We start from the raw sequence: 25,877 nt of genomic DNA on the forward strand, positions 1-25,877 counted from the left end.
CCGGTCCTGGTCGGCGAGACCGGCTCGCCGTGCTCGCCGGTGCGGGCCGGAAGCGGCGTAATGGAAGCCACCGACGGCCAGGAACTGCGAGCTTAGTCCTTCAGGACCGGGAAGCCGACAGGGTCTCGGTCACGGGACGGCGGCCACCGAGGTAGGCGGGAACGGAGGTGAGCGCCGCCACCACGAGCACGGTTGCCAGCGCCATGGCGGTCAGCTGCCAGAGGGCGGGAAGCGTGGCCTTGTCGCTGTCGCCGCCGGTGATCGTGACGATGGCGGCGAACAGCGCCCAGCCTCCCGGAAAGACACCGAGGACGGCACCGAGGAGCGCGGGCAGCACCTGCGCGGCCGCCAGGGCGCCGCTCACCTCCCGCGGGGTCGCGCCGAGGGCGCGCGCCAGCGCCGACGCATGCCGGTTGTCGAGCACCGTCGCCCAGGTGATGACGATGGCGTTGACCGCCGCGAGGGAGAGCAGGATCACCGTCCAGACGAGCAGCACCTGCCGCAGCACCGCCACCTGGGCTTCGGTGTACGCCCCGGTGCTCGGCTGGTCGCCGAGGAAGGCGTTGAGCACCAGCAGGACGTAGAGCCCGCTGACCGTGACCGCGATGCTGACCACACCCAGCGTCACCCGTCGCGGCCGGCGGGCGGCGACCCGCAAAGCAAGAAGCAGCGGGACGGGCAGTCGCGCCGAGACGGCGATCAGCCAACCGGTGCGGCGCGGTGGGCGTGCCGCGTCGGCCAGCGCGCTGACGGTGCTGGAGCGGGCCGCGCGCACGGCCGGAACCGCGGTCGCCACCACCGCGACGCCGAGGGCCACGGCGGTGACCAGACCGATCGTGGACCAGGTCAGCGACGCCGTCCCCGCGCTGCCGACGAGCCCGGCGCTGGACTCGGTGAGCAACGGAGCGGTCAGCGCTCCGATCGTCAGCCCGGCCCCGGCCGCGACGACGGCCACGAGGAGATACCGCGCGAGCAGCACGGCAGCGACCAGGCCCGGGGTGGCGCCGACTGCCTTGAGGAGTCCGACGCGTCGGGTCTGGTCGGCCATCCTGCCGCCCACCAGCACCGACAGACTGGCCACGGCGAGCAGGCCGAGCAGCCAGGCGCCGATCAGCAGCAGGATCTGGGAGTCCTGGGCCAGTTCGGTGGCGTCGGCCAGGATGCTCTGCCAGGTCCGCATGGACATGACGCCGCCGTGTTCGCCGCCGTTCCGGTCGACGAACGCCTGGGCTTCGTCCGGGTCGGCCAGCTTCAGGTTCATCACGTACGACAGGGAGCCTCCGTCCGAGGCGAGGCTCCGTACATCCGCCTGGGTGAGCCAGACCAGCCCGGGATTGTGCAGCAACCCCGGCGGCAGGTCCCGGTCGTCGGGGATGGCACCGTTGACGCAGCCGGCGGAGACGATGCAGGACCCACCGGGATAGGGCGGCATGGCGGCGGTGACCGCGACGCCGACGACCTCGAACGACCTGCCGTTCAGGACCACCGACTCACCGACGCCCACGTCGAGCGAGTCGGCGAAGGCGGCCTCGACCACCACGCCGCCGTCGCTGACCCAGCCGCCCTTCGTCACCTCCGGCTGGTCGACCGACGCGACAGTGGCGTCGCGCCCTTCGACCTGCGCGTCCGACGTCCGGCCGGACGCCTCGATCTTTCCCGCGAAGAGCTTCCCCGCGATGAGCTTCCCCGCGATGACGGGGTACGGTCCGCTGTGCTCGGTGACGCCGGAGGCGGTGGCCAGTTGATCGAGGTGGTCGAGCCCGGTGGACTGGACGTTCGCGACCACGTCGGGCCCCTTGGTCACCGCCCGGGTGCTCTCGTACGGGTCTCCGGCCGCGTCGCGCAGCACGAGCGCGAGCGTCAGCGTCGTGGTGGCGGTCAGGATGGCGATCAGCAGAAGCACGGCCTCGGTGCGACGCCGCCGGAGGTCGCGCAGCGCCAGGCGGACCACGAGGAGGATGCGGCCCATTCCGGTCAGTCCTCCAGTCCGGCGAGCGCGCCGAGCCGCCCGGTGGTGCCGCCGGTCGGCCAGGTTTCGTCCACGAGCGCGCCGTCGCGCATCGTGAACGTCCGGTCCGTGGTGGCCGCGATCCGCGCGTCGTGCGTGACGATGACCAGCGTCTGCCCGGCCTCGTGCAGGTCCTTGAAGAGCTGAAGGACGTCCAGGGTGGCGGCGCTGTCCAGGTTGCCGGTCGGTTCGTCCGCGAGGACGACCAGCGGCTCGTTGCTGAGCGCCCGGGCGACCGCTACCCGCTGCCGCTGGCCGCCGGAGAGCGCCGAGGGCAGGAAGCGCGACCGGCCGGCGAGCCCGAGCTGGTCCAGCAGCTCCTCCGCGCGCCGCCGGGCGGCCCGCGGCGAGCGGCCGGCGAGCAGCGCCGACAGTTCGACGTTCTCGACGGCGGTGAGCTCCTCCATCAGGTGGAAGGACTGGAAGACGTAGCCGACGTCGGTCCGCCGCATCCTAGACAGGGCCTTCTCACTGATGTCGTCGATGCGCCGGCCGTTCAGTGACACCTCGCCGCCCGAGGGCCGGTCCAGCCCGCCGAGCAGGTGCAGCAGCGTGGACTTCCCGCAGCCGCTGGGCCCCGTGATCGCCACCGTCTCTCCCGCGCCGATGTCCAGATCGACGCCGTCGACGGCGCGTACCAGCCCTTCCCCCTTTCCGTACTCCTTCCGCAACCCGCGTGCGCTCAGCACGGGCGTGTCGGCGGTATCGCTCACGATCCACTCCTTCGTCAGGTCCAGTCGGTGACTCGTTGCCGGCCGTCGCGGCAGGCGCGTCACAGGAGCGTCAGCGCCTTGGCCACGCCCGGGTCGCGACCGGTGGCCAGGTCGAGGGCGGTCATGGGGGCGTGGTGGTCGACCGGCACGCCGATGGTGTCGATGATTTCGCGGGCGGGCCCGAGGTGCCGGACCCTGGGCAGCAGCAGGACACTGCCGTCGTCGAGGAGGTATCCCTCGCTGGGGCCGGAGACGGCCCCGGCGGTGCGGGTCCCGATGAGCGTGCCCAGGCCGTTGTCCTTGACCGCCGCGCTGAAGTCCTCGCAGGCCGAAGCGCATCCGCGGTCGGTGAGGACGACCAGGCGCGAGCCAAGCAGCGGGACGCTGTCGTCGGTCCGGTTGGGCACGCAGTCGCCCTTGAGCGGGCAGAAGTGGCTGGTGACCTTGCCGTGCGCGAACGCGCCGAGCAGCCGCGTCACCTCGCGAGGCGAGCCGCCGCCGTTGCCACGCAGGTCGAGGACCACCGCCTTCGGCTTCCCGCCCAGCTTGGCGATGACCTGGTCGGCGGCGCCTTCGTAGAATCCGGGCAGTCGGACGTACACGACGCCGTCGGCGAGCTTTTTCGACGTCACGGCCGGAGGCTGCCGCCTGATGGGGCCCTCTCTGAGCTCGACGACGCGGTTGCGTCCCGTCGTGGGCCGCTTGAGCGTGAGCCGTACCGTGCCGGAGGCGAAGGCGTCGAGGAGGCCCTGATTGACGGTGTCGCCGATGAACGCCGGCACGCCGTTGACCTTGACGATGATGTCACCGGCTCTGATGCCGGCCTTGGCCGCGGGGCTGCCGGGCAGGACCTGGGTGATGAACAGAGGCGGTCGGGCCGCGGGGTCGAGCTGGGATCCCTGCTGGGCCGACGCGCCCACGATGCCCGTTCCGGTAGGCCCGCCGTCCTGCGGCGGGGCCGGCCTGACCGAGCGGGCGTGGTTGTCGTGCAGTCCGGCGACCATGCCGGTGATCGCGGCGCGCAGGGCGGCGGGGTCACCGGCGCCGAGGACTTTCGCGAAGGCGGCCCAGTCGGTGTCGTGGTTCCCGGTGAGGGCGGGCAGCCGAAGGTCGGCCCGGTCGGCGCCGCGCCGCATCAGGTTCTGGGTGTAGGCGGCGAACGCGCTCTTCAGCAGCGCCTTCGAATCCATGACCGGGCCGCTGTAATAGTTGGCCAGCACGCAGAAGTACGCCTGCCGGAGCGTGTTCACCGAGGTGGGCGGTGCCGATCGCGGCGGTGGCGCCGTGCTTGCGGTGCAGCCTCCGCCTGGGGTGGTGGCCGATGGTGACGCCGGCTGCGGCGTCGGGCCCGACGCGGGGGTGGACATGGAGCAGGCCGTCACCAGGACGGCGGCGCACAGGGCTCTGATCATGGCCGCGAGCGTGGCCTGAGGCGGGTTGCACGGTGGTGAACGGATCCGTTAACGCCACTGTTACCCCTGTTCGGATACGAACGTCGGCATGCGGATTCTGGTGGCCGAAGACGAACGCGATCTGGCCGATCTCGTGGCGGTGGGGTTGCGCCGCCATGCCATGGCCGTCGACGTGGTGTACGACGGGGCCGCCGCGTCACAACGGCTGGCGGTGCACGACTACGACGTGCTCGTACTGGACCGGGACCTGCCCGAGATGCACGGCGACCTCGTGTGCCGTGAGCTGGTGGCGAACGGGAGCCGTACGCGGATCCTGATGATGACGGCGGCCTCGGCGGTGCCGGAGCGAGTCGCGGGTCTCGGGATGGGGGCCGACGACTACCTGCCCAAACCGTTCGACTTCGCCGAGCTGGTCGCACGGGTGCAGGCGCTGGGGCGGCGCAGCCGGTCGCAGGTGCCTCCGGTGCTGACGCGGCACGGGATCGTGCTCGACGCGCATCGGCTGCAAGCCTCGCGGGACGGGCGGCACCTGCACCTGTCGCTCAAGGAGTTCGCCGTCCTCGAGGTGCTGATGAGGGCGGACGGCGGGGTCGTGAGCTCCGAACGGCTGCTTGAAGAGGCATGGGACGAGAACGCCGATCCGTTCACGACGGTGGTGCGGGTGCTGGTCAGCCGCCTACGGGCCAAGCTGGGCGACCCGCCGTGCATTCAGACGGTTCCCGGTGCGGGATACCTTTTGTGACGACGATCCGGGTACGGCTCACGCTGATCTACTCCGGGCTGTTCCTGCTGACCTCGGTCGTGTTGCTGGTCACGGTCAACCTCCTGCTGCGCCGGGCACTGGAGGCGCGGATCGCCCGCCTGCCCGAGGGAACGCCGGCGCCGACGCGGGTGACGCCGGGCGATCGGCTGCCGCCGCTGCCCCGGCTGCAGCCACTGCCGCGGCTGCCCGAGCTGGTGAACGACGTGATCGGCTACCAGTGGGAGGCGACCGGGTTCACGGTCGGGATCCTGGTGCTGGTCTCGTTGCTCGTCGGATGGCTGGTCGCCGGGCGGATCCTGCGGCCCCTCCACCGCATCACCGCCACAGCGCAGCGGCTGTCCCTGTCGACCCTGCACGAACGGATCGCGCTCGCCGGGCCGAAGGACGAGCTGAAGGAACTGGCCGACACCTTCGACGCGATGCTCGACCGGCTGGAACGCTCCGTCGCGGGGCAGCGGCGGTTCATCGCGAACGCGTCCCACGAGTTGCGAACCCCGCTGGCCGTCCAGCGGGCGGCGATCGAGATCGGACTCCCCGAGGACGTCGGCGAGATCCGCGACACTCTCCTGCTCCACAACCACCGCGCGGAGAAGCTCATCGACGCCCTGCTGGTCCTGGCCCAGGCCGAGCACGGGCTGGACGACAGGAGTCCGGTGGCCCTGGACCAGGTGGTACGGCTCGTCGTGGCGGAAGGGGGCGCGGAAGGAGGCGCGGACGGCGTCACCGTGGCGGCGCGGGCCGAGCCGTTCGTCGTCGACGGGGATCCGGTTTTGCTGAACCGGCTCGTCACCAACCTCCTCGACAACGCGGTCCGCTACAACCATCCCGGCGGAACCGTCGAGGTCACGCTCTCCCGTGGGGTTCTGACCGTCCGCAACACCGGCCCGGACGTGCCCCAGGAACGTTTCGACGATCTTTTCGAGCCCTTCAGGCGGCTGCAGACGACCCGTGGGGAGGGCTCGGGGCTCGGGTTGTCGATCGTCGCGTCGATCGCGAAGGCTCACGGGGCCGACGTGCGCGCGAGCCCCAACCCGGGGGGCGGGTTGGAACTCGTGGTGGTTTTCGCGGGAGCCGAGGATGCGGAGGCGAGTCGGTGATCATGGCGGCTCGGCGGGCGCTAGGCTACTCCGATCCCCCTCCACAGAGCTCGGAAAGTCCCCCCGATGCGCATGACGAAGTTCTTCTGGTCGGCAGCGGTGGCCCTGTCGCTGTGGGAACTGCTGGCCGAACCGTTGTTCGCCGAAACGGTGATGGTCACCTGCAGCAGTGCCGGGCCGCTGGAGTGGCCGCAGCCGGTTCCGGCGGCCCAGGTGGCCGGCTTCCTCGGTGACTGGCTCGGCCGGCTGCAGCCCTTACTGCTGGCGCTGACCGCGTTCTGGGCGATCCGATCCCGCCCCCGGGGCGGCCCCTACGCGGGCCGGGGCGGTTTCCCGCTCCCCGCCACGCTGGGACTGGCGCTCGCCCTGCTTCCCGCCGCGCTGGTCGAGGCCGAGGACCGGCTGTCCGCCGACATGCCCTTCATGTGGCAGGAATGCCTGAACGCGCAGATGACGACGCCGTCCTTCGTGGTGCCGCGACTGATCCTGGCCTGGCTCCTCTCCCCCGCCACCATGGTCCTGCTGGCCGGGATCGTGGGCGCGGGCATCCGGCCGCGCCTGACCGAGCTGCGCGCCACCGTGCTGGCGGTGGCAGCCGCCGTACTGGCCGTGTTCCTGCCCGCCGCGCTGATCGGGCTGCCGGTCAACGCCGACGGCACCCCGCGTTACGCGGTCGCCGGCGCGGGCCGGCCGTACGTGCTGGACCTGGAGACCGGTGAGCCGGTGAGCCTGCTGCCCCAGGCCACGCGCACCTACTTCCAGTACGATCTCGTCGTCCGCACCGAGCCCGGCCGCTACGTAGCGGCGCTCACCAGCCTGTCGGGCCGTCACTTCCGCCTCTACCGGCTGTCCATGAGCGACGACGGCCGGATCACGGTCGGCGAGCGGCTCACCCCCACCCTCGAAGGCACGGTCAACGGCCTGGCCGTCTCCACCGAGGGCCGCATCGCCTACGGCCGGATCACGGACGAAGCCCGCTTCGCGGGCACCCTGGAACGCGAATGGCCGGTCAGCGGCTACCGTCTCCAGTGGCTGGACACCCGGGTCCTCGCGCTCCCCGAGCACAGCGTCCCGGCCGGCGTCCTGGCCACCCTCGACGTGGGCACGGGCGCGATCGGGGAGGTCGCCGCCCCGCCCGAGCACGAGTTCACCCGCCCGATCCTGCCTCTGCCCGGCGGGCGGCAACTGCGGGCGCTCGGCTGGCCGACCCGCACGCTCGTCCTGCATGAGGGGACGCGGCTGGTCAGGAAGGTCCTGGCGGTGGACTGCGGCCACATCGAATCGCTGGCGCTCGACCCGACCGGCCGCCACGCGCTGGTCGGCGTCGACCGGGAGGCCGCGGAGATGGACCGGTCGCCGCTGGCCGGGCTGCCTCCGTGTGGCGGCGCCCGCTCCCAACTGCTGCGCCTCGACCTGGAGACCGGTCGCACGCACGTGGTGCCCGGCGAGCAGGACCCCTTGGTCCAGGCATGGTGACGGCGACGGCTGACCTGGGAGAGGAGGCCAACGCCCGAAGATGAGCGAAGGGTGACCGGCCCTGACCTTCAGCTCCCAGTCTGCCGCTGCGAGGCTCCGGCGACCTGCGGTTGACGCCATCGGCTAATGGCATTAGCTTTACAGCTACACAGATGAGCTTGGAGGCGGAATGACCGAGTTCCTGAACGTCGACGGTGGGCGGCTCGCGTACGAAGTGTCGGGCGAAGGGCCGCTGATCGTGCTGGCCCACGGCATGGGTGACGGCCGCGGCGCGTTCCGCCACCTGGCGCCGCTGCTGGTCGAAGCCGGACACCGCGTCGCCGCCATGGACATCCGAGGGCACGGCGAGTCGAGCGTCGGCTGGCCCTCCTACACGCGCACCGATGTGGCCGGCGACCTCGCCGCGCTCATCCGGCATCTGGGCGGGCCGGCCGTCGTCGTGGGCCACTCCTTCTCCGGCGGGTCCGCGACCATCGTGGCGGCCCGGCACCCCGAGCTGGTCAGCGCCGTGGTCGAGCTGGGCCCGTTCACCCGGGCGCAGAAGATCGACCTGGGCGGGCTGCTGCGCAACCCGCGGCACCGCAGCGGAATGACGCGGCTCATGGGCGCCGCGCTGTTCAGGAGCGCCGGCCTGTGGAAGAGCTACCTCGACGTCGCCTACCCCGGCGTCAAACCCGCCGACCACACCGAGTACGTCACCGCGCTCCAGGCGGACCTGCGCCGGCCGGGCCGGATGGCCGTGGTCGGCAAGATGGGTCAGTCGGCGCCTGTCGACGCCGGCGAGTGCCTGGCCGGGGTCCGGTGCCGCGCCCTGGTCGTGATGGGCCGCCAGGACCCCGACTGGCCCGACCCCGAGGCCGAGGCGAACGGTATCGTCGCCGGCATGGCGCCCGGGGTGGGCCGCGTCGCCATGATCGAGGGAGCCGGCCACTACCCTCACGCGCAGTATCCGGCCGAGGTCGCCCACGCCGTCCTCGGCTTCCTCAAGGACTGACCACGGCCGGCGAGATCGCCAGGGCCGTGCGGGACGTGATCGGAAGGAGGCCGTCGATGGCCAGGGCGGCGTTGTCCCGTGAAGCGGTGGTGGAGATCGCCCTGCGGCTCGTCGACGAGGAGGGGGAGCCGGGGCTGACCCTCTCGGCGGTGGCCGCCCGGGCGGGCGTGGCCACACCGTCCCTCTACAAGCACGTACGCAACCTCGCCGAGCTTCGGGAACTGCTCTCCATCCGGATCATGGGCGAGATAGCCGACGAGGCGGGCGCGGCCGTGCTCGGCCGGTCGGGCAACGAGGCGGTCCGGGCGCTGATGGAGAGCTGGCGCTCGTATGTCCTGCGCCACCCCCGCCGCTACTCGGCCATGCTGCAGACTCCGGAGCCGGGCCTGGCCGAGGCCGGATCCCGGCTGGTCGGCATCGTGCTGGCCGCGCTGCGGGCCTACGGGTTGAGCGACTCGGCGGCGATCCACGCGGCCCGGTGCGTGCGCGCGGCCGTGCACGGGTTCTCGGTGCTGGAGGCCGCCGGCGGGTTCGGGCTCCCCGAGAAACCGGACGAGAGCTACAACCTGCTGATCGACGTGATGATCTCCGGCCTGAGCGCTCACCGGCCCGGCTGACGAGCGCGCGGCTCCCGGACGGGTTTCCGCGCACCGGCTGTCAGCTGGTGGCGCCCCAGGTGAGAGAGAAGCCGGTGGCGGCGCGTTCGGTGCGGATCTCCATCATGCTGCCGAGGATGGTGGCGTGGTCGGACACCACGGGCGTGGCGTCGAGCGTGAAGGTGATCCGGGTGCTGACGAGCACCGGGCTGCCCTGCGGCTCGTGGAGGTGGCGGGCGGCGGCCGGGTCGAGCAGACCGGGCCGCACCACCTCCGACGCCCGCGCGACCGTCACTCCCGCGTCGGCGAGGGCCGCGTAGAGGGAGACGGCGGTGAAGTCACGGTCGCGGATCTGTTCGGCCACCGGCCGGCGGACCCAGGACACCTGGTGTACGGCGGGACGTCCGGCGAACTCGCGGACCCGCTCCAGCCGCAGGGCGGTGTCGCCGGGACGCAGCCGCAGCTCCGCGGCGATCCGGGCGGGGGCCCGGCGCACCGCCCGCCCCGCCACCGAGGTGCGCACGTCGTGGCCCTGTTGACGCAGGTCGTCGACCAGGCTGCGGAGCGAGCCGAGCTGGTACGCCAGGTGCGGCGGGGCGACGAACGTGCCCCTGCCGGGCTGCTGCACGATCAGCCGCTCGTCGCTGAGCTCGCGCAACGCCTGGCGCAGCGTCATGAGGGTCACCCCGTAGGAGGCGCTCAGCTCCCGTTGCGGCGGCAGGGCCTCACCGGGGGCGTAGTGCCCCGACCGGATCTTCGCGGCGAGGTCGGCGGCGATGGCGCGGTATCTCGCCTCGTGCCCGGCGTCGGCGGTCATCGTGGTCGGTCACACTCCTGGTCGAGGGCTTGCCGCAGGGTCACGAGGAAGACCCGCAGGTCGTCCGGCCCGGCCCCGTCGAGCACCCGCCGCATGACCGCGGCCCCGACCACCACGCCGTCGGCGTGCCGGCGGGCTTCGCGTGCCTGGGCCGGGGTGGAAATGCCAAATCCTAGCAAGACCGGCCGGTCGGTGACGTGCCTGAGCCGCTCGGTGAGCTCCGCCGCCGAAGCGGCGAGGTCGGCCCGCTCACCGGTGGTGCCCATCAGCGACACCGCGTAGACGAATCCGCGGCTGCGGCACGCGATGTCCGCCAGCCGTGGTTGCGGCGTCGCCGGCGACGCCAGCAGGGCCACCTCGATCCCGGCGGCGGCGGCCACGTCCGTCAGCTCGTCCGCCTCGTGCACCGGCAGGTCGGGCACGATCAGGCCGCCGACGCCGGCCCGGCGCAGCGCGGCGCAGAACGCCTCGGGGCCGTCGTGCAGCACCAGGTTGTAGTAGGTGCTGACGACCAGCGGCACGCCCAGGTCCGGCAGGCCGGACAGGTCGGCGAGGATCCGGCGGGTGCTCGCCCCTCGGGCCAGGGCCGTGTCACTGGCCTGCTGGATGGTGGCGCCGTCCAGCGTGGGATCGGAGAAGGGCAGGCCGACCTCGATCACGTCCGCCCCGGCGGCGGCGAACGCCCGCAGGTAGTCCGTCCAGCCGGGCGTGATCCCCCCGGTGACGTACGGCATGAGCAGGCCGCGGCCTGCGTCCCGGCGGGCACGCAGGTGGCGTTCGACCGCGCCGGCGGCTAGGACGGGGTTCGTCACAGCAGCTCCTTCAGGGTTGAGACGTCCTTGTCGCCCCGGCCGGACAACGTCATCAGCACCGTCGACCCCGAGGGCAGGTCGCCGCCGCCCGCCGCGCTGATCACCCAGGCGAGGGCGTGCGCCGATTCGAGCGCCGGGACGATGCCTTCGGTACGCGCCAGCCGCAGCGCCGCGCCGACCGCCTCGTCGTCGGTCACCGTGACGTAGCGGGCCCGGCCCAGGTCGCGCAGGTGGGCGTGCTCCGGGCCGACGCCCGGGTAGTCGAGCCCGGCGGCGATGGAGTGCGGCTGGGCGATCTGCCCGTCGTCGTCCTGCAGGAACAGCGAGCGGCAGCCGTGCAGGACGCCGAGCCGGCCACGGGCCGCCCCGGCGCCGCCCTCCGCCTCGACCCCGACCAGGCGCGCCGGGGTGTCGGCGAAGCCGGCGAACGTGCCGGCCGCGTTGGAGCCGCCGCCGACGCACGCGACCACGTGGTCCGGGACACCGGTCCGCAGCTCGGCGGCGCACTGCGCGCGGGCCTCGTCGCCGATGACCCGCTGGAACTCCCTGACCATCCACGGGTACGGATCCGGCCCGACGACCGAGCCGATGCAGTAGTGGGAGTCGCCGGTCGCGCCCACCCAGTGCCGCATGGCCTCGCTGGTCGCGTCCTTGAGAGTACGGCTGCCCGTGGACACCGGGACCACCTCGGCGCCCAGCATGCGCATCCGGAAGACGTTCAGCGCCTGCCGTTCGATATCGCGTTCGCCCATGAACACCGTGGCCTCCAGCCCGAGCAGGGCGGCGGCGGTCGCGGTGGCCACCCCGTGCTGGCCCGCTCCCGTCTCGGCGATCAGCCGGCGCCGTCCCATCCGGGTGGCCAGCAGCGCCTGGCCCAGCACGTTGTTGATCTTGTGGGATCCGGTGTGGGTGAGGTCCTCGCGCTTGAGGTACAGCTGCACGCCCAGCGCCTCCGACAGCCGGTGGGCCGGTGTGAGCGGGGTCGGCCGCCCGGCGTGTACGGCGAGCAGCCGCGCCAGCGCGCCGCGGAACCCCGGATCCGCCCAGGCCTCCCGGAACGCCTCGTCCACCTCGCGGCACGCCTCCACCAGGGACTCCGGCGCGTACCGCCCGCCGTACTCGCCGAATCGGCCCCGCGCTCGGGGCTCGCCCATCGTCCCGTCCAGCGGGACCGGCTCGCGCCACGGCAACACGTCTGGCATGCCATGCTCCGATCGTTCTATAACTCCCTAATGAGTTCTATAACAGTGAGTGTGGCACGGACGGCGCGGGCGCGCCACCACCGGTGCTCGGCACGGCAGCCGGGCGGGCCTTCGGCCGCGAAGCGCGGCGCGAGCGACCGTCCCGGCAAGAGATGGCGCGCTGCCTGGTCAGCGGGCTCCACGTTTCCCGGCCTGCCTGTCGCCCAGCGGCAGGCTCAGCTCAAGGGGGCCTGCCTGGCCACGCTGACCAACGCGATGGACATCTCCACGGCCCGGTGCCAGGGCCGGAGGCGGCGAGGTCGCATCACGCGACGGCGGTGCCCTCAAGCTCGACCATCAGGCCGGGGATCGCCAGCCGCGTCACCCCGAGCATCGTGGTGGACGGCGCCACCCCGGCGGCGCCCAGCCTCGACGCCAGCACGCCGTAGTGCTCGAAGAGCCGGTCGACGTCGGTGGTGTAGACGTTGAGCCGGACGAGGTTCGCCAGGGACATGCCGCCCTCGCCGAGCACGGCCTCCAGGTTGTCGAGGCTCAGCGCCAGCTGCGCGCCCATGTCACCGGCATGCTGGGGCTTGCCTTCGCCGCTCATCGCGGTCTGCCCGGAGCAGTAGAGGGTCCGGGTGTGCCCGGAGACGATCTCACCCTGGTTGTATCCCAGCTCCACCGACCACGCCCACGGGTTGACCGCCGTTCGCTCCATCGCCACATCAGCTCCATTCGATACGCCGACCTTACGTAGGTCCGCCGGCTTGGTTGCCGCCGTCCCTGTGGTCGTGGTGATGAGCGTCCCAACAAATCACGACATCCTGTGTCGTATATTTCGGTAGAGTTCTGGTATGCGCGCAGACCGGTTGGTCTCGCTGGTGCTGCTGCTGCGGCGGCACGGTCGGCTGTCCGCGACCACGCTGGCCCGCGAGCTGGAGGTGTCCACCCGCACCGTGCTGCGCGACGTCGAGGCGCTGTCCGCGGCCGGCGTCCCGGTCTACGCCGAACGCGGCCGGCACGGCGGTTTCGCGTTGTTGCCCGGTTTCCGGACCGAGCTCACCGGCCTCACCCCCGACGAGGCCCTCGCCCTGCTGATCGCCGGATCGCGGCGCGGCGCGCAGGCATTCGGCCTCGGCTCGGCGCTCGCTTCGGCGATGCTCAAGGTGGTCGACGCGCTGCCCGAAAGCCATCGGGACGCCGCGGCCGGCGCGGCCGAGCGGTTGCTCGTGGAGCCGGAGACCGACCTCCTCTCACGTCGGCTGGTCGCCGAGGAGGTGCCTGACGCCGTAGTGGCCGAGGTCCGGCGCGCGGTGCTCGCCGGACACAGGCTGCGCATCCACTACGCGGCCGTGGACCAGACCCCGAAGTGGCGCACGGTGGACCCGATCGGCCTGGTCACCGTACGCGACCGGGGCTACCTGCTGGCCACGAGGTCCGGCGCGGACCGCACCTACCGGCTGTCCCGGATCTTGGCCGCCAAGGAGCTCGCCGAACCCGCACAGCGACCAGAGCGGGTCGATCTGGACCAGGCCTGGCAGGAACGCGGCACGCGGTTCCGCACCGGCGGTGACCAGGTCGCGGTGCTGGTACGGGTGGCCCCGGCGCGGCGGGAGGACCTGGTGGGCACCGCGCTGGCCGTCCGCTCCGAAGAGGCCGACGCAGACGGCCGGCTGCGGCTGGAGGTGACCTTCCAGGATTCACGACACGCCGAATGGGCACTGTGGCAGCTCAGCACGAACGCGGAAGCCCTGGCCCCGCAGTGGTTGCGCGACTCCCTGCGCGACCGCGCCGCCGCGATCGCCACTCGCTACGGAGTGTCATCCTGAGAAGCGTCGCCTTCCGCGGGCCGAAGGGTAGGCGTCGGGAACGGCGATGACGTTCGCGGCGACGTTCATCCGGTGTCGTCATCTCCGGGCCCTCCGGGTCGAGCGCGGGCCGGCGGTCAGGGCTTCGCGTTGCACGGGGCTCAGCCGGTCCGGCCTCGGGGTGACGGCGTACGTGCCGCGCCCGAGCCACTCCACGGTGAGGGGGTCGGACAGGATCGGACGACGGCCGATCGCGTCGAGGGCACCGGCCGTCCGCTCGACGGGCCAGTCCAGTGCCGTGGCGAGGTCGTCCGTGGTGAGCGGCCGGGCGGCGTGCACGAGCGCGGCGATCACCGTCAGCGCGTCGGCCACGGCGGCGTGGGTGAGGCCGTCGCCGTCCATGTGGCCGCTGATGCGGGCGAAGAACCGGCCCATCTCGCGCAGCCGGGCCCCGACGGGAGTGTCGGAGCCGAAGATGTGCGTTCCGCGCCGCGCGGCCACCGCGACCTCGGCGTGCGCCCCGGCGTCGGCCCTCCAGGCGCGGCCCCAGACGTCGTCGTCGATCGCGTATCGCTCGCGGCGCCCGCCCGGATCCTGACCGCGTCCGACCACTTCGATCGATTCGAGGTAGCCGATGGCCTTGGACACCGAAGCCGGGCTGACCTGTAACCGGCGTACGAGGTCGGCGGAGGTCAGACTCCCGGAGTCGGAGGTGAGCAGGCAGACGAACACCCGGCACGGCATCCGGGGCAGACCGGTCCCGGCCAGCAGGGTGGCGAACTCCTCCGCGAAGCGGCGTACCTCCTCACTCTGCCGCTCATCGGGCGCGGTGGCCCTGACCGCCCGGTGCCGGCGGGCGCGCCGCCCGGCGGCCCGCTGGGCGCGGTCCGCCAGATAGCCCGCGGGCCCGCCGTTGCGCGCGACTTCGCGGGTCACCGTGGACGTGGGCCTGCCGAGCCGCCTGCCCATCTCGGAGTAGCCCAGCCCGTCGGCCAGCCAGGTCGCGATCTTCCGGCGATCCTCATGGGTCAGCCTGCCTCCGGGCATCGGCCCCCTCCTTTCGAGGTGCGTTCACCAACAGTACATTGCAACGGACAAACAGCGGAATTGCATTCACCGACAATACCGTTGCAACGATCCGCCGTTAAATCGCCGATTTCATGCGCTTTTCGTTGACGGCATCTGAAACGCAACATAGCCTTTCCTCATCTGGAAAGGACATGCCGATGTCAGATCTGACGCGCGCACGGGCGCGGGTCGCCGAGCTTCTCGCCGAATACCGGATTCCAAGCGCCGCGATCGGAATCCTCCGAGACGGGGAGATAACCGACTTCGCGGTCGGCGTCAAGAATGCGGCGACGCGCGAGCCCGCGACGGCCGACACCATTTACCAGTGCGGTTCCATGACCAAGACCTGGACCGCCCTCGCCTTCATGCAACTCGTCGACGAGGGAAAAGCCGACCTGGACCAGCCGGTGCGGACCTATCTCCCCGGTTTCGAGGTCGCCGATCCCGAGGTCGGCGCCCATGTCACGCCCCGCCATCTCCTGAACCACACGAACGGCATCGAGGAGGCCTACGGCCGGCCCGGCGAAGGCGACGATGTGAACGAGCGCATGGTCGCGAACATCGCCGGCGCGCCTCAGGTGCATCCCCTGGGCCACACCCACGGCTACAGCGCGGCCCTGGGTTATGCCATTCTCGCCCGCGTCATGGAGGTGATCGATGGCGGACGGTGGGACGACATCATGCGCGATCGCCTCTTCGTCCCGCTGGGACTGACCAGCACGTCCACCTGGCACGACCAGGTGGACCCGCACCGCGCCGCGACGGGACACCTGATCCGCTCCCTCGACGAGGGGCCGATCGTCTCACCGCTGACCCATTTGCCGCGTTCCTTCGGCGCCGGTGGCAACATCAGCTCGACGGCGCGGGAGGTGCTCACGATGGCGCACGTCTTCCTCGACGGCGGCAGAGCGCCGAACGGCACCAGAATCGTCTCGGCCGAGGCCGTTCGCGAGATGACCGAATCGCGCGTCCCCGTGCCCGATCCGTATCTGTTCGGGCCCGAGTGGGCCCTCGGTCTCATCGTGTGCGACTGGCACGGCCAGACCGTCTACGCGCACGACGGCAGCACCGTCGGCCAGAGCGCCCGCCTGCGGATCCTGCCGGATTCGGGCCTCGCCCTCGTGCTGCTGGCCAATGCCGGGCCGCGGGACGGCTTCTACAAGAAGGTGTTCGACGAAATCCTCTCCGACCTCGGGGCGCCCACGATCCCGGACCTGCCGGAACCCGATCCGAGCCTGGTCCTCGACCCGTCCAGGTACGAAGGCGTCTACGAGCGGCCGGGCTCCCGTTACACGGTGTCGGCCGAGGACGGAGATCTCCGCCTCACCTTCGCCGCGAATCCCCTGGAGGCACAACTCACCGGTAAGCCGGAACGCGTCACGTACGAGCTGCTTCCGATCAGCGAGACGCACTTCCTGATGCCTGCAGCCGGCCCGCTCGAAGACCCCCAGACCGTCGCCATCTACGACTTCCAGCACGGCGTCGCGCAATACCTCCACACCAATTGCCGAGTGAATCCGAGAGCAAAGGAAAAGAACACCGGAATGCACGTCATGACGATTTCCACGATTTCCGACAACGGCGGGTTCTGGGACGCGCTGAAGGCGGCGTACGGACAACTGCCGAAGGGCGCCGGCTGGCCCCTTGCGGTGGCCAGCGACGACGGGACCAAAGCGGTGAACATCATCGTCCACGACTCAGTCGACAGCGTCAGAACGTTCTTCGAGGGGCACGCCGGCCCCTTCGCCACGACGGAGTACTTCGAAGCCGACGCGGCCAACGCGGTAGGCCTCCCGAAGTAGCCGCTCCTCGAACTCGATGGGTGACCAGCGGAAAGGCAGGGTCAATGTCCAGCGCGCAGTTGTACGACACCATCGGAGCCACCTACACCGTGACACGGCGCACCGAACCACGCATCGCCGCGCGGATCTGGGCCGCGCTCGGCGATGCCCGGACCGTGCTGAACGTCGGGGCGGGCACCGGCTCCTACGAGCCCCCCGACCGCCACGTCCTCGCGGTGGAGCCGTCGGCGCTCATGCGTTCGCAACGCCTTCCGGACGCGGCGCCGTGCCTGGTCGGATCCGCCGAGCACCTGCCGTTCGACGACCAGTCCTTCGACGCCGCGATGGCTGTCTCCTCCGTTCATCACTGGCCGGACCCGATCGCCGGCCTGCGCGAGATGCGGCGGGTCGCTCGCCGGGTGGTGGTGTTCACGCACGACACCAGTGACAGCGGGTGGCGTCATCGGTTCTGGCTTACTCGCGACTACCTGCCTGAGGTCTCCGGCCTCCTTGCCGGCCGGCCTTCGGTGACCGAGCAGGCCCGAGCGATCGGAGCCCGGACGGAACCGGTGCTCATCCCGTGGGACTGCGCTGACGGCTTCTTCGAGGCCCACTGGCGCCGGCCCGAGGCATACCTGGACGAGGATGTCCGTCGCGGGGTGTCGGTCTGGGCCAGAGTCGGGCCGGACGCCGAGCAGCGCGCGGTGCGCGGCCTCCGGGATGACCTCGCCTCCGGCCGGTGGGCCGAACGCAACCGAGACCTCGTCGAGCTCGACGCGGCGGAGCTCGGCCTTCGCCTGCTGATCGCCTGAACCCGCGCCGCCCGCACTTGCGGAGCCACTGGCTCCGCCTCGAAGATCGTCTGATGGACATGTTGCCCGCAGTCGATGCCCTGCTCGTGGTCCGTACCGACTTCTCTGACCAGGAACGATGGCAGGCCGTCCACGACTCGCTCGGCGACACCGACGAGGACGGCTGGATGAGGACGTTCTCGGACACAGTGAAGGTCGTCGAGGATCCCGCCCATCACGGCCTCACCTCGGTGCAGGTCCTCGCCCTGCTCCCGGACGGCTACAACGACCCGCTCCTCGTCATCGCCGACAAGGTCACCATCGATTCGCCGGAGATGCCGTTCCTGGTCATCGAGCTGGAATGCACCTGGGAGATGCGCGTCATCCCCTCCGAGCTTCCCGGAATTCACGCCAACCTCTCCATCGCCAACATGGACTTCGGCGAGTTCGCCGAAAGCGCCGACGCGGACGGCGTCTTCCGCGGGTTCCGGAGCTGAACCGCTACGCCGCCGAGGAGCGGGGAACGACGACTCTCGCCGGCGTCAGCCCGAGCTGAGGACGCAGAACTCGTTGCCCTCGGGGTCGGCGAGGCACGTCCATGGCACATCGCCCTGGCCGACGTCGGCGTCGGTGGCGCCCAGAGCCCGCAGCCGGGCCACCTCCGCCACCTGGTCGTCACCGGGGTACGGCTTCAGGTCGAGATGGACACGGTTCCATACGGTCTTCGCGCCGGACATGCGAAGGAACTCCAGATACGGCCCAACCCCCTGGGCCGAACGCAGCACCGCGTGATCGTCGGTCACCGTGTGCAGGGTCCAGTCCATCGCCTCGCCCCAGAACCGGGCCATGGCTCGCGGATCAGCGCAGTCGACCACCACCGCCGCGATCGGCCCGGTGTCCCGGTAGATCGATCGGGGCTCCAGCACGCAGAACACGTTGCCCTCCGGGTCGGCCAGGACCGTCCACGGGACGTCGCCCTGGCCCACATCGGCGGGCGTCGCCCCGAGCTCCTTCAGGCGCGCGACCAACTCCGTCTGATGGGCGGCCGAGGTGGTGGCGAGATCGAGGTGCACGCCGTACTTCACCGTCTCGGGGTTTGGGACGGTGACGACGTCGACGCAGACGGCGGCGGGGTCCGGCCAGGTGAAGCCCAGGGGTTCGACGTTGGTCACACCGGGTCCCTCGCTGGAGGTGCCCCAGCCGAGCGCCCGTGCCCAGAACCGGCCGAGCGCCGAGTCGTCCCGGGCCTTGAAGTTCACCTGAACAAGTCGCAGCGCCATGCCGCCTGACCCTATGCCCACGGACGGGGAGGGGCGGTCGTCGTGACCGGGTGGGCGGCGCTCACCCGGACTACACCAAGCTCGGCGCGTACGAGGCGTCCAAGGCCGAGGCTGACCCAAGTCGTGCCTGGTGAAGATGGCGATCAGCTTCCTTGATCAATGTCGGTGAGTTTTGACGTCACTCCAGGCTGTCTGGGTGACCGGGCGGTGGCTGTTTGGCGAGGATGTCGTGGAGGGGCAGTAGGTCTCGCAGGGCGCTTGAGACCCGTTGCGAACCTGAACGCCCCGAGCGCCCGAATCGGTCGCGCGCTCGGTCTGCGGTCTGGTTCGCATCACGACGGTGTTGAGCAGGGGGGATCGGGCGCCGATGAGAAATGGCGCCGACAGTCGTCTAAGTAGACGTCCGGTGAAACGCGCTGCGCGCATCAAGGGAGAGCAACGAAATGAGACCACTTCGATACTCGATCAACGTCACGCTCGACGGCTGCTGCCATCACGAGGCAGGGCTCCCCCCGGACGAGGAGTCGATGCGTTACTGGACCGCTGAGATGGAGCGAGCCGATGCCCTGCTATTCGGCCGGGTGACCTACGAGATGATGGAGTCGGCGTGGCGGAAGCCGGCCACGGACACGTGGCCTGACTGGATGGATGAGTGGCAGATCCCGTTCGCCGAGACCATCGACCGGGCGAAGAAGTACGTCGTGTCGAGCACGCTGAGCGCGGTCGATTGGAATGCCGAGCTGGTGCGAGGCGACTTGGGGCAAGCGGTTCAGCGGCTCAAGCAGGAGTCAGGCGAGGGCCTGTGGGTGGGTGGCGTGACGCTCCCCCTGGCGTTGGCAGATCTGGGACTGATCGACGAGTACGAGTTCCTTGTACAGCCGGTCCTTGCCGGACACGGGCCGACGTTGCTCGCCGGTCTGCGCGAGCGCATCCAGCTCGAGCCCGTGGACCGCCGTGAGTTCCGCTCAGGGGCGGTCGCCCTGCGATACCGGCCCACGCGAGTTACGGCTTGACGTGATTGATCCTGGCACGTTGGCCGCTCCCTCGCGACGGAACGACGGCCGGCCGTCCCCATGCTGCGGCGCAGGGCTTTCGCCGTGGGCTCGGCCGGCCCGCTCACCGTGACGGCCGGGCCACAGAGTGTCCGAAAGCGCCGGGGCGGGGCACTATCCGCAGCTCACACACCCGGCTCAGGTCGCCTGCCGCCTCGGTCCGGTCCCGGACCCGACCGGCTGAGCCGGACGGCTCGGGGCCCGGGCGGCGAAGGGGTCGCCGGTCGCGCGGGGCCGGTCACGCCAGCGGGGGCAACACGCAGAACTCGTTGCCATCGGGATCGGCCATCACCACATGGCTGACCCCGCGCTGGCCGATGTCGACCCGGGAAGCTCCGAGGGCGACGAGACGGTCGACCTCCGCCTGCTGATCACCGTGCGCAGGCGGAGCGAGGTCGAAGTGCAGTCTGTTCTTCCCCGTCTTCGGCATCACCGGCGGGCCGCCCCAGGTGATCTTCGGGCCGCCGTGCGGCGAGCGGATCGCGGTCTCCTGGTCCTGGTCCCAGACCAGCGGCCAGCCCAGCGCTTCGCTCCAGAAGTAGCCGACCTCCTGCGAACCGTCGCAGGCGAGCGCTCCGACGAATCCGCAGTCGGCCAGGAACTCGTTGTCCGGCCCGATGACGCAGAACTCATCGCCCTCAGGGTCGGCGAGCACCACGTGATCCTCCTCGGGGCGTTGCCCGACGTCGATGTGCCGCGCGCCGAGCCGAAGTGCCCTGGCCACCGTCTGCCGCTGGTCGTCGAGGGACGTGCTCGTCAGATCGAAGTGCATCTGGTTCGGGCCGATCTTCTTCTCCTGGCTCGGCAGACATCGGATCCGGAACCCGGTGTCGTCGCTCGGCAGGAGCGCGATGCCGTCGCGGGGGTCGTCGGCCATCTCCCAGCCCAGGACTCCGGCCCAGAAGCGCGCGAGAGCGAGCGGGTCGTTGGCGTCGAAGCAGAGCGCGACGAGCTGGGACGTCATCGTGGGTCTCCGATCTGCGGACTCACAGGCGCGGACAGGGCACGTCCTCCTGACGCGTGGCGCAAGCAACGCTAGCCCGATCGAGGACCGCGACGCCAACGAGTTTCCGCCGCGCCGGCCAGTACCGCTGGGCGTGCCGCGAGTACGGCGGCGCAGGCGGCGAGGGCCAGGCAGGCGGCGATCACTCCCAGGACGAGCGGCCACGGCACCACGAGGGGGACGTCCGCGCGCATGGCGGTGGCGAAAGCGCGTCGCATGCCCAGCAGCGCGGGCAACGCCACCACCAGCCCCAGCCCGGCGCCGAGCAGCACCACAAGCACCGACTCGGCCGCCACGGTCGCGAGCACCTGCCGGACCGTGGCGCCGGACAGGCGCAGCACCGCGAGGTCGCGAACGCGCCCGGCCGCCGACATCGCCATCGTGTTCACGATCGCCACGCCCGCGTAGGCGGTGGACACCACGACGAGGAGCACGGTGGCGATCCACACCAGCCGATCCTCCTCCGCGTCCGCCTCCGCCGCGTAGGTGGGGACGTCCACCACGCGCGCCCCCGGGCCGGACGGGCCGGCGGCGCCCGCGACGTACGCCTCCTTGGCGAGGGCCACCGGGTCGTGCCTCCTGAGTAGTTCCCGGGAGAGCAGCACGTCGGCGTCCGCCTCCCGGACCACCCCGGCCACCGTCGGCGACGCCGACGTGCCGTCCTCGAACGACACCGGCAAGGTCGAGCCCGGCCGCAGCCCCCGGTCCTCGGCCAGCCACTGCGCCACGAGCACCCGGTCCTCGCTCCGCAGCGCGTCGAGCGAGCCGGACACCACCTGGACGTCCCCCGCCCGCTCCAGCAGTTCGGGGGTGGCGCCGATGGCGCTCAGGACGCCGCCGTCCGGCTCGAACAGGCCACTGAACAGGGACGACTCCGCACCTGCCGCCGACGCCGCGGCGTCCGTCAGCCCCGGCGTGCCGTCCGGCACGATCACCGCGTCCGCCCGGATCGTGGTGGCGCGCACCTCCGCGAACGCCGCGGCGGTCGTCTGCACCATCCCCGTGATCAGTACCGCGCACCCCACCGTGATCAGCACCGGCGTGGCCGTCGCCGCGGTACGGCGGACCGCGGTCAGCGCGTTCTCCCGGACGAGCATCCCGGTCGCGCCGCGGCCCCGGGCGAGCGGCCACGACACCAGCCGCGCCACCGGCGGCACGACCGCGGGCGACAGCAGCGCCAGCCCGGCGATCACCCCCATCGCCGCGACCAGCCCCGACACCACGAACGCGTCCGAGCCGTCCGAACGGCCCGAGCCGGCCGCGGCCGCCAGACCCAGCGCGCAGCACGCCACCCCGGCGATCCACCGCACGCGCGGCATCGGACGGTCGTCCACCTCGGCCTCGCGCAGCGCCTCCAGCGGGCGCACCCGCGCGGCCCGCCGAGACGCCGACCACACACCCGCCAGCGTGACGACCACCCCCACCGCGAACGAGCCCGCGAGCGGCAGCGGCGACCACCGCACCGCGAAGCCCGGCGGCTGGAACCCCACCGTGACGAGCAGGTCCCCCAGCGCGGGACCGAGCAACGCGCCGGCCGCCACCCCTCCCGCCGTCGCGGTGACACCGACCGCCAGCGCCTCGCCGTACACCATCCGCCGCACCTGACGCGGCGTCGCGCCGACGGCGCGCAGCAGGCCGAACTCGCGGCGCCGCTGCGCCACCCCCACCGCGAACGTCGACCCCACCACCAGGACCGACACGAACGCCGACAGCGCGGCCATGGCGGTGAGCACCTGCAGGCCGATCCAGCGGGTCCGCTCGTCCTCCCGCGCCTCCAGGGCGCCGCGCCCGTCCCCGATGAGCACCACGCCGCCCGCCACCGCCCGCGCGGCCGCCGCGACCGCGGCGACCTCCGCCCCCGGCTCGGTGACCAGGCCGATCGCGCGCACCCCCGCCGAGAGGCGGGCCGCCTCCGCGTCGTTCAGATACACCCCCGGCCCGTCCACCGTGCCGGACACCGGGTACGTCACCGGCCCGTGCACGGTCAGCACGGACACCCGCTCCCCCGGCGCGAGACCCAGTGACCGGTCCAGCGCCACCTCGCCCTCCCGCGGCGCGGCGCCCGCCGTCAGCGGGTACGGCGCCAGCATCGCCGCCGACCACGCGTACCCACGGTCACCCGCCACCGGCCGGCCCCCGATGACCGGCTGCGCGTAGAACGTCCGATCCGGTACGGCGTGCGCCACCCCGGGGATCGCGCCCAGCCGTTCCCGCAGCGACGCCACCGTCTCCGGCGACCACGGGCGGTCCGGGGCGAAGTCGCCGTCGCCACGCTCGGCCATCGGCACCGAAACGAACACGGGCGTCCCCGCCAGCCGCTCGGGCACCCTCGCCCCCGCCGAGGCCAGAGTCAGGACGCTCATCGACACCATCGCCATGCCGAGGACCAGCACGACGAACCCCCCGGCGAAGGAGGGCCACCGCTCCCGCAACGTCGCGAAGGTCAGCACGGCGCGGCCTCCAGGACGGCCATCCGGGCGGCGACGATCTCGGCGGTGACCGTACCGGTGAGCTCGTCCACCACGCGCCCGTCGGCGAGGAAGAGCACCCGGTCGGCGTAGGAGGCCGTCACCGGGTCGTGCGTCACCATGATCATCGTCTGTCCGTGGTCGTCGACCAGCCCGCGCAGCATGCCGAGGATCTGGCGCGACACCCTGGTGTCGAGCTGGCCGGTCGGCTCGTCGGCGAACACCACCGCGGGCCTGGTGATCAGCGCCCGCGCGATGGCGACGCGCTGCTGCTCGCCGCCGGACAGGCCGCTCGGCCGGTGCCCCGCCCGGTCCGCGAGGCCGACCTCCGCCAGCGCCGCCCGGACGAGGCCGGACGGGGCGGCGCGGCCCGCCAGGCGCAGCGGCAGCGCCACGTTCTGCTCGGCGGTGAGCGCGGACACCAGGTTGAACGCCTGGAAGACGAACCCCACCCGCTCGCGGCGCAGCAGGGTCAGGCCGTTCTCGCTCAGCGAGCCGAGGTCGGTGCCGTCGATGGCGACCGTGCCGCCGGTCGGCCGGTCCAGGCCCGCCGCGCAGTGCAGCAGGGTCGACTTGCCCGACCCCGACGGACCCATGATCGCCGTCAGGGTGCCCGCGTGGAAGCTCGCCGTCACCCCGTCGAGGGCCCTCACCGTGTGGGCGGCCGTGCCGTACAGCCGGCGCACCGCCCGCAGCCGCACGGTCTCCTCGCGGTCCACCTGCTTGGGGTCCCCGCCGGGCGCTGCCGGGTGCGCGCCGTCTCGGCCGCCTGTGGTCTCTGCCGGATTCATGTGGTCCAGTGAAGGCGCCTGTGCCGTGCCGGCGCATTGGCGCTGAGGCGAGAGACAGAGGTAGATCCAGCACTACCGTGCCCGCGCACCCGGATCGGTTAACGTCGGGGGGTGCTCGCCCCGACCGCCTTGGCAGCGGTGACCCGCAGGCCGTCGGCGTTCCTCCGCTCGTCGTGGCCCTGGCGGTCGCTGGCCTACCTGCTGTGCAGCGCGGTCCACGCGGTGGCCGCGTGCGTGATGATCTACGCGGCCTACGCTCTCGGCGTCGGAGTGGCGACCGTGGCCGCGCTGCTGGCTCTGACCGTGCTCACGGTGCCGGCCGCGGCGTTCGAGCGGTGGCGGCTCCGGTTGGTCGACCACGCGCCGGCGGCCGACCCGCACCTGAGGCCGCCGCGGCCGGGTCCGCGAGCCTGGCTCGCCACCCGCCTGCGTGAGCAGGCGACCTGGCGCGAGCTGGGGTTCACGGCCGTCGCGGTGTCGGTGATGTGGTGGATGGATTTGGGACTGGTCTCGTCGGCGATCTGGCTGCCGCTGCTGCTGATGTCGGGGCCGTTCCAGCCGGGTCTGAACCCGCTGGAGGGCCTGCCGCTGTTCGCCGCCGGGCTGCTGCTGTTGCCGCTGTTCGCCTACATGATGGCCGCCTGGGCGGGCACCCGCGCGTTGATCGCGCGGGCGCTCCTCGCGCCGGGCGACGCGGAGATCATCCGCTCCCGGGCCCGGCTGGTCGACGCGTTCGAGGCCGAACGCCGCCGGATCGAGCGCGACCTGCACGACGGCGCCCAGCAGCGGCTGGTGGCCCTCAGCATGAAGCTCGGCCTGGCCCGGCTCGACCTGCCGCCGGGGTCGCCCGCCGAGACGCAGGTCGCCGACGCGCACGAGGAGGCCAAACGCGCCCTGGCCGAGCTGCGCGAGCTGATCCGGGGCGTCCATCCCCAGGTGCTCACCGACCGGGGCCTCGGCGCGGCCGTACGCGACGTGGCGGGCCGGTCTCCCGTCCCCGTCGACGTCGACGTCTCGCTGCCCGGCCGGCTGCCGCCCCCAATAGAGGTGGCCGCCTACTACGTCGTGTCGGAGGCGATGACGAACATCGCCCAGCACAGCCGGGCGCGGCGCGGCTTCGTGCGCGCCCGGCTCCACGACGGCGCGCTGGTGCTGGAGGTCGGCGACGACGGGGTGGGCGGCGCCGACCCGGCGGCCGGGTCCGGGCTGGCCGGGCTCGCCGACCGCGTCGCCGTGACGGACGGCGTGATGACCCTGTCCAGCCCGCCAGGCGGGCCGACGTCGCTGCGTGTGGAGATCCCGTGTCCCCTCTCCGGATAGCCCTCGCCGAGGATGGTGTGCTGCTCCGCGAGGGGCTCGCAGGGCTCCTCGACCGGTTCGGCCACGAGGTCGTCGCCTCGGTCGGCGACGGCGAGGCACTGCTCGCCGCCGTGGCCGAGCACGAACCCGACATCGTCGTCGCCGACGTGCGCATGCCGCCCGGCTTCGCCGACGAGGGTCTGCGCGCCGCGCTCGCACTGCGCGCCTCCCACCCGGAGCTCGCCGTACTGGTGCTCAGCCAGTACGTCGAGCAGACCTACGCGGCCGAGCTGCTCGACTCCGACGGCGGTGCGGGGATCGGCTACCTGCTGAAGGACCGGATCGGCGAGGTGCGGGAGTTCGTGGACGCGGTGGAGCGGGTCGCCCAGGGGCACACGGTCGTCGACCCGGAGGTGGTGCGGCAACTGCTCAGCCGCCGCCGCGGACCGCTGTCGCGGCTGACCCCGCGCGAGCGGGAGGTCCTCGGCCTGGTCGCGGAGGGCCGCTCCAACTCCGCCATCGCCCGCGTGCTGGTGGTCACCGAGGCGGCGGTGGCCAAGCACATCGCCGGCATCCTCGCCAAGCTCGACCTGCCCCCCGCCGGGGACGACCACCGCCGTGTCCTCGCCGTCCTCGCCTACCTCCGAGGTTGACCGGGCAGAGC

25 protein-coding genes are annotated in these 25,877 nt (G+C 72.1%); 13 read left to right on the forward strand and 12 right to left on the reverse strand.

The genetic code is table 11. The features are described 5' to 3' along the window. Positions 1–100 precede the first annotated feature (100 nt). Genes AC5L3X_RS25965 through AC5L3X_RS25975 form a run of 3 tightly spaced genes read right to left on the reverse strand, consistent with a single transcriptional unit; the run spans position 101 to position 3,971 of the window. On the reverse strand, positions 101–1,969 hold the full coding sequence (locus AC5L3X_RS25965) for an ABC transporter permease (protein ID WP_494860286.1): 1,869 nt from the start codon (positions 1,967–1,969) through the stop codon (positions 101–103). A 5-nt stretch (positions 1,970–1,974) separates the two neighbouring features. After that, entirely contained in the window at positions 1,975–2,721 is a 747-nt protein-coding gene (locus AC5L3X_RS25970) for an ABC transporter ATP-binding protein (protein WP_494860287.1), read from the reverse strand. Positions 2,722–2,780: 59 nt separating this feature from the next. After that, positions 2,781–3,971: a S41 family peptidase gene (locus AC5L3X_RS25975; protein ID WP_494860289.1), complete on the reverse strand. Its 1,191-nt coding sequence runs from the start codon at positions 3,969–3,971 to the stop codon at positions 2,781–2,783. 34 nt (positions 3,972–4,005) lie between these two features. On the opposite strand from AC5L3X_RS25975, the gene AC5L3X_RS25980 reads away from it, so the two are divergent. The 6 genes from AC5L3X_RS25980 to AC5L3X_RS26005 all read left to right on the forward strand — a co-directional run bounded on the left by AC5L3X_RS25980 (position 4,006) and on the right by AC5L3X_RS26005 (position 9,080). Then, a complete protein-coding gene (locus AC5L3X_RS25980) occupies positions 4,006–4,152 on the forward strand; it encodes a hypothetical protein (protein ID WP_494860290.1) in 147 nt (48 codons plus the stop codon). A gap of 69 nt (positions 4,153–4,221) precedes the next feature. Next, positions 4,222–4,875: a response regulator transcription factor gene (locus tag AC5L3X_RS25985; RefSeq protein WP_189125539.1), complete on the forward strand. Its 654-nt coding sequence runs from the start codon at positions 4,222–4,224 to the stop codon at positions 4,873–4,875. Beyond that, complete coding sequence (locus AC5L3X_RS25990; RefSeq protein ID WP_494860292.1) at positions 4,872–5,993, forward strand: HAMP domain-containing sensor histidine kinase; 1,122 nt, start codon at positions 4,872–4,874, stop codon at positions 5,991–5,993. Before AC5L3X_RS25985 ends, AC5L3X_RS25990 begins: the two co-directional genes overlap by 4 nt. Before the next feature lie 66 nt (positions 5,994–6,059). After that, positions 6,060–7,469 carry a PQQ-binding-like beta-propeller repeat protein gene (locus AC5L3X_RS25995; RefSeq protein ID WP_494860294.1) on the forward strand — a complete coding sequence of 470 codons (1,410 nt, stop codon included), beginning with the start codon at positions 6,060–6,062 and terminating at the stop codon, positions 7,467–7,469. A gap of 169 nt (positions 7,470–7,638) precedes the next feature. After that, positions 7,639–8,463, forward strand: coding sequence for an alpha/beta fold hydrolase (locus AC5L3X_RS26000; protein ID WP_189125542.1), 825 nt, complete (start codon positions 7,639–7,641; stop codon positions 8,461–8,463). Positions 8,464–8,519: 56 nt separating this feature from the next. Then, on the forward strand, positions 8,520–9,080 hold the full coding sequence (locus AC5L3X_RS26005; RefSeq protein ID WP_494860296.1) for a TetR/AcrR family transcriptional regulator: 561 nt from the start codon (positions 8,520–8,522) through the stop codon (positions 9,078–9,080). A gap of 40 nt (positions 9,081–9,120) precedes the next feature. Here the strand turns inward: AC5L3X_RS26005 and AC5L3X_RS26010 are convergent, their stop codons facing one another. The 4 genes from AC5L3X_RS26010 to AC5L3X_RS26025 all read right to left on the reverse strand — a co-directional run bounded on the left by AC5L3X_RS26010 (position 9,121) and on the right by AC5L3X_RS26025 (position 12,590). Then, positions 9,121–9,876 (reverse strand): GntR family transcriptional regulator, encoded by a 756-nt coding sequence (locus tag AC5L3X_RS26010; protein ID WP_494860298.1) that lies wholly within the window; start codon positions 9,874–9,876, stop codon positions 9,121–9,123. Further along, positions 9,873–10,688 (reverse strand): tryptophan synthase subunit alpha, encoded by an 816-nt coding sequence (trpA, locus tag AC5L3X_RS26015; RefSeq protein ID WP_494860300.1) that lies wholly within the window; start codon positions 10,686–10,688, stop codon positions 9,873–9,875. Before trpA ends, AC5L3X_RS26010 begins: the two co-directional genes overlap by 4 nt. Continuing rightward, positions 10,685–11,890 carry a tryptophan synthase subunit beta gene (gene trpB / locus AC5L3X_RS26020; RefSeq protein WP_494860302.1) on the reverse strand — a complete coding sequence of 402 codons (1,206 nt, stop codon included), beginning with the start codon at positions 11,888–11,890 and terminating at the stop codon, positions 10,685–10,687. Before trpB ends, trpA begins: the two co-directional genes overlap by 4 nt. A gap of 304 nt (positions 11,891–12,194) precedes the next feature. After that, positions 12,195–12,590, reverse strand: a complete 396-nt coding sequence (locus AC5L3X_RS26025; protein WP_494860503.1) for a RidA family protein — start codon at positions 12,588–12,590, stop codon at positions 12,195–12,197. A gap of 136 nt (positions 12,591–12,726) precedes the next feature. Here AC5L3X_RS26025 and AC5L3X_RS26030 point away from each other — a divergent pair, with 136 nt between their 5' ends. Continuing rightward, positions 12,727–13,701: a helix-turn-helix transcriptional regulator gene (locus AC5L3X_RS26030; RefSeq protein ID WP_494860304.1), complete on the forward strand. Its 975-nt coding sequence runs from the start codon at positions 12,727–12,729 to the stop codon at positions 13,699–13,701. 78 nt (positions 13,702–13,779) lie between these two features. Here the strand turns inward: AC5L3X_RS26030 and AC5L3X_RS26035 are convergent, their stop codons facing one another. Then, entirely contained in the window at positions 13,780–14,727 is a 948-nt protein-coding gene (locus AC5L3X_RS26035) for a GbsR/MarR family transcriptional regulator (protein WP_494860306.1), read from the reverse strand. Positions 14,728–14,906: 179 nt separating this feature from the next. Between AC5L3X_RS26035 and AC5L3X_RS26040 the strand changes: the two genes are divergently transcribed. The 3 genes from AC5L3X_RS26040 to AC5L3X_RS26050 are packed head-to-tail and all read left to right on the forward strand — an operon-like array spanning position 14,907 to position 17,817. Continuing rightward, entirely contained in the window at positions 14,907–16,550 is a 1,644-nt protein-coding gene (locus tag AC5L3X_RS26040) for a serine hydrolase domain-containing protein (RefSeq protein WP_494860308.1), read from the forward strand. Positions 16,551–16,594: 44 nt separating this feature from the next. Continuing rightward, positions 16,595–17,341 (forward strand): class I SAM-dependent methyltransferase, encoded by a 747-nt coding sequence (locus AC5L3X_RS26045; RefSeq protein ID WP_494860310.1) that lies wholly within the window; start codon positions 16,595–16,597, stop codon positions 17,339–17,341. Between the two features lie 53 nt (positions 17,342–17,394). After that, positions 17,395–17,817, forward strand: a complete 423-nt coding sequence (locus AC5L3X_RS26050) for a DUF6924 domain-containing protein (protein WP_494860312.1) — start codon at positions 17,395–17,397, stop codon at positions 17,815–17,817. Between the two features lie 45 nt (positions 17,818–17,862). Here AC5L3X_RS26050 and AC5L3X_RS26055 read toward each other — a convergent pair whose 3' ends face one another. Continuing rightward, positions 17,863–18,600, reverse strand: coding sequence for a VOC family protein (locus AC5L3X_RS26055; protein WP_494860314.1), 738 nt, complete (start codon positions 18,598–18,600; stop codon positions 17,863–17,865). Between the two features lie 443 nt (positions 18,601–19,043). On the opposite strand from AC5L3X_RS26055, the gene AC5L3X_RS26060 reads away from it, so the two are divergent. Beyond that, on the forward strand, positions 19,044–19,613 hold the full coding sequence (locus AC5L3X_RS26060) for a dihydrofolate reductase family protein (RefSeq protein ID WP_494860316.1): 570 nt from the start codon (positions 19,044–19,046) through the stop codon (positions 19,611–19,613). Between the two features lie 277 nt (positions 19,614–19,890). Here AC5L3X_RS26060 and AC5L3X_RS26065 read toward each other — a convergent pair whose 3' ends face one another. The 3 genes from AC5L3X_RS26065 to AC5L3X_RS26075 form a co-directional block, all read right to left on the reverse strand. Beyond that, the gene (locus AC5L3X_RS26065) at positions 19,891–20,616 is read right to left on the reverse strand and encodes a VOC family protein (RefSeq protein ID WP_494860318.1); all 726 of its coding nucleotides are present in this window, start codon (positions 20,614–20,616) and stop codon (positions 19,891–19,893) included. Between the two features lie 71 nt (positions 20,617–20,687). Continuing rightward, entirely contained in the window at positions 20,688–23,105 is a 2,418-nt protein-coding gene (locus tag AC5L3X_RS26070) for an FtsX-like permease family protein (RefSeq protein ID WP_494860320.1), read from the reverse strand. Continuing rightward, positions 23,099–23,914: an ABC transporter ATP-binding protein gene (locus AC5L3X_RS26075; protein ID WP_494860322.1), complete on the reverse strand. Its 816-nt coding sequence runs from the start codon at positions 23,912–23,914 to the stop codon at positions 23,099–23,101. The genes AC5L3X_RS26070 and AC5L3X_RS26075 overlap by 7 nt, the downstream gene beginning before the upstream one ends. A 111-nt stretch (positions 23,915–24,025) precedes the next feature. Here AC5L3X_RS26075 and AC5L3X_RS26080 point away from each other — a divergent pair, with 111 nt between their 5' ends. Continuing rightward, positions 24,026–25,234 (forward strand): sensor histidine kinase, encoded by a 1,209-nt coding sequence (locus AC5L3X_RS26080; protein ID WP_494860324.1) that lies wholly within the window; start codon positions 24,026–24,028, stop codon positions 25,232–25,234. Further along, entirely contained in the window at positions 25,216–25,866 is a 651-nt protein-coding gene (locus AC5L3X_RS26085; protein WP_494860326.1) for a response regulator, read from the forward strand. Before AC5L3X_RS26080 ends, AC5L3X_RS26085 begins: the two co-directional genes overlap by 19 nt. The last annotated feature ends 11 nt before the right edge of the window (positions 25,867–25,877 follow it).

This window comes from Nonomuraea sp. CX421 (genome assembly GCF_059358955.1).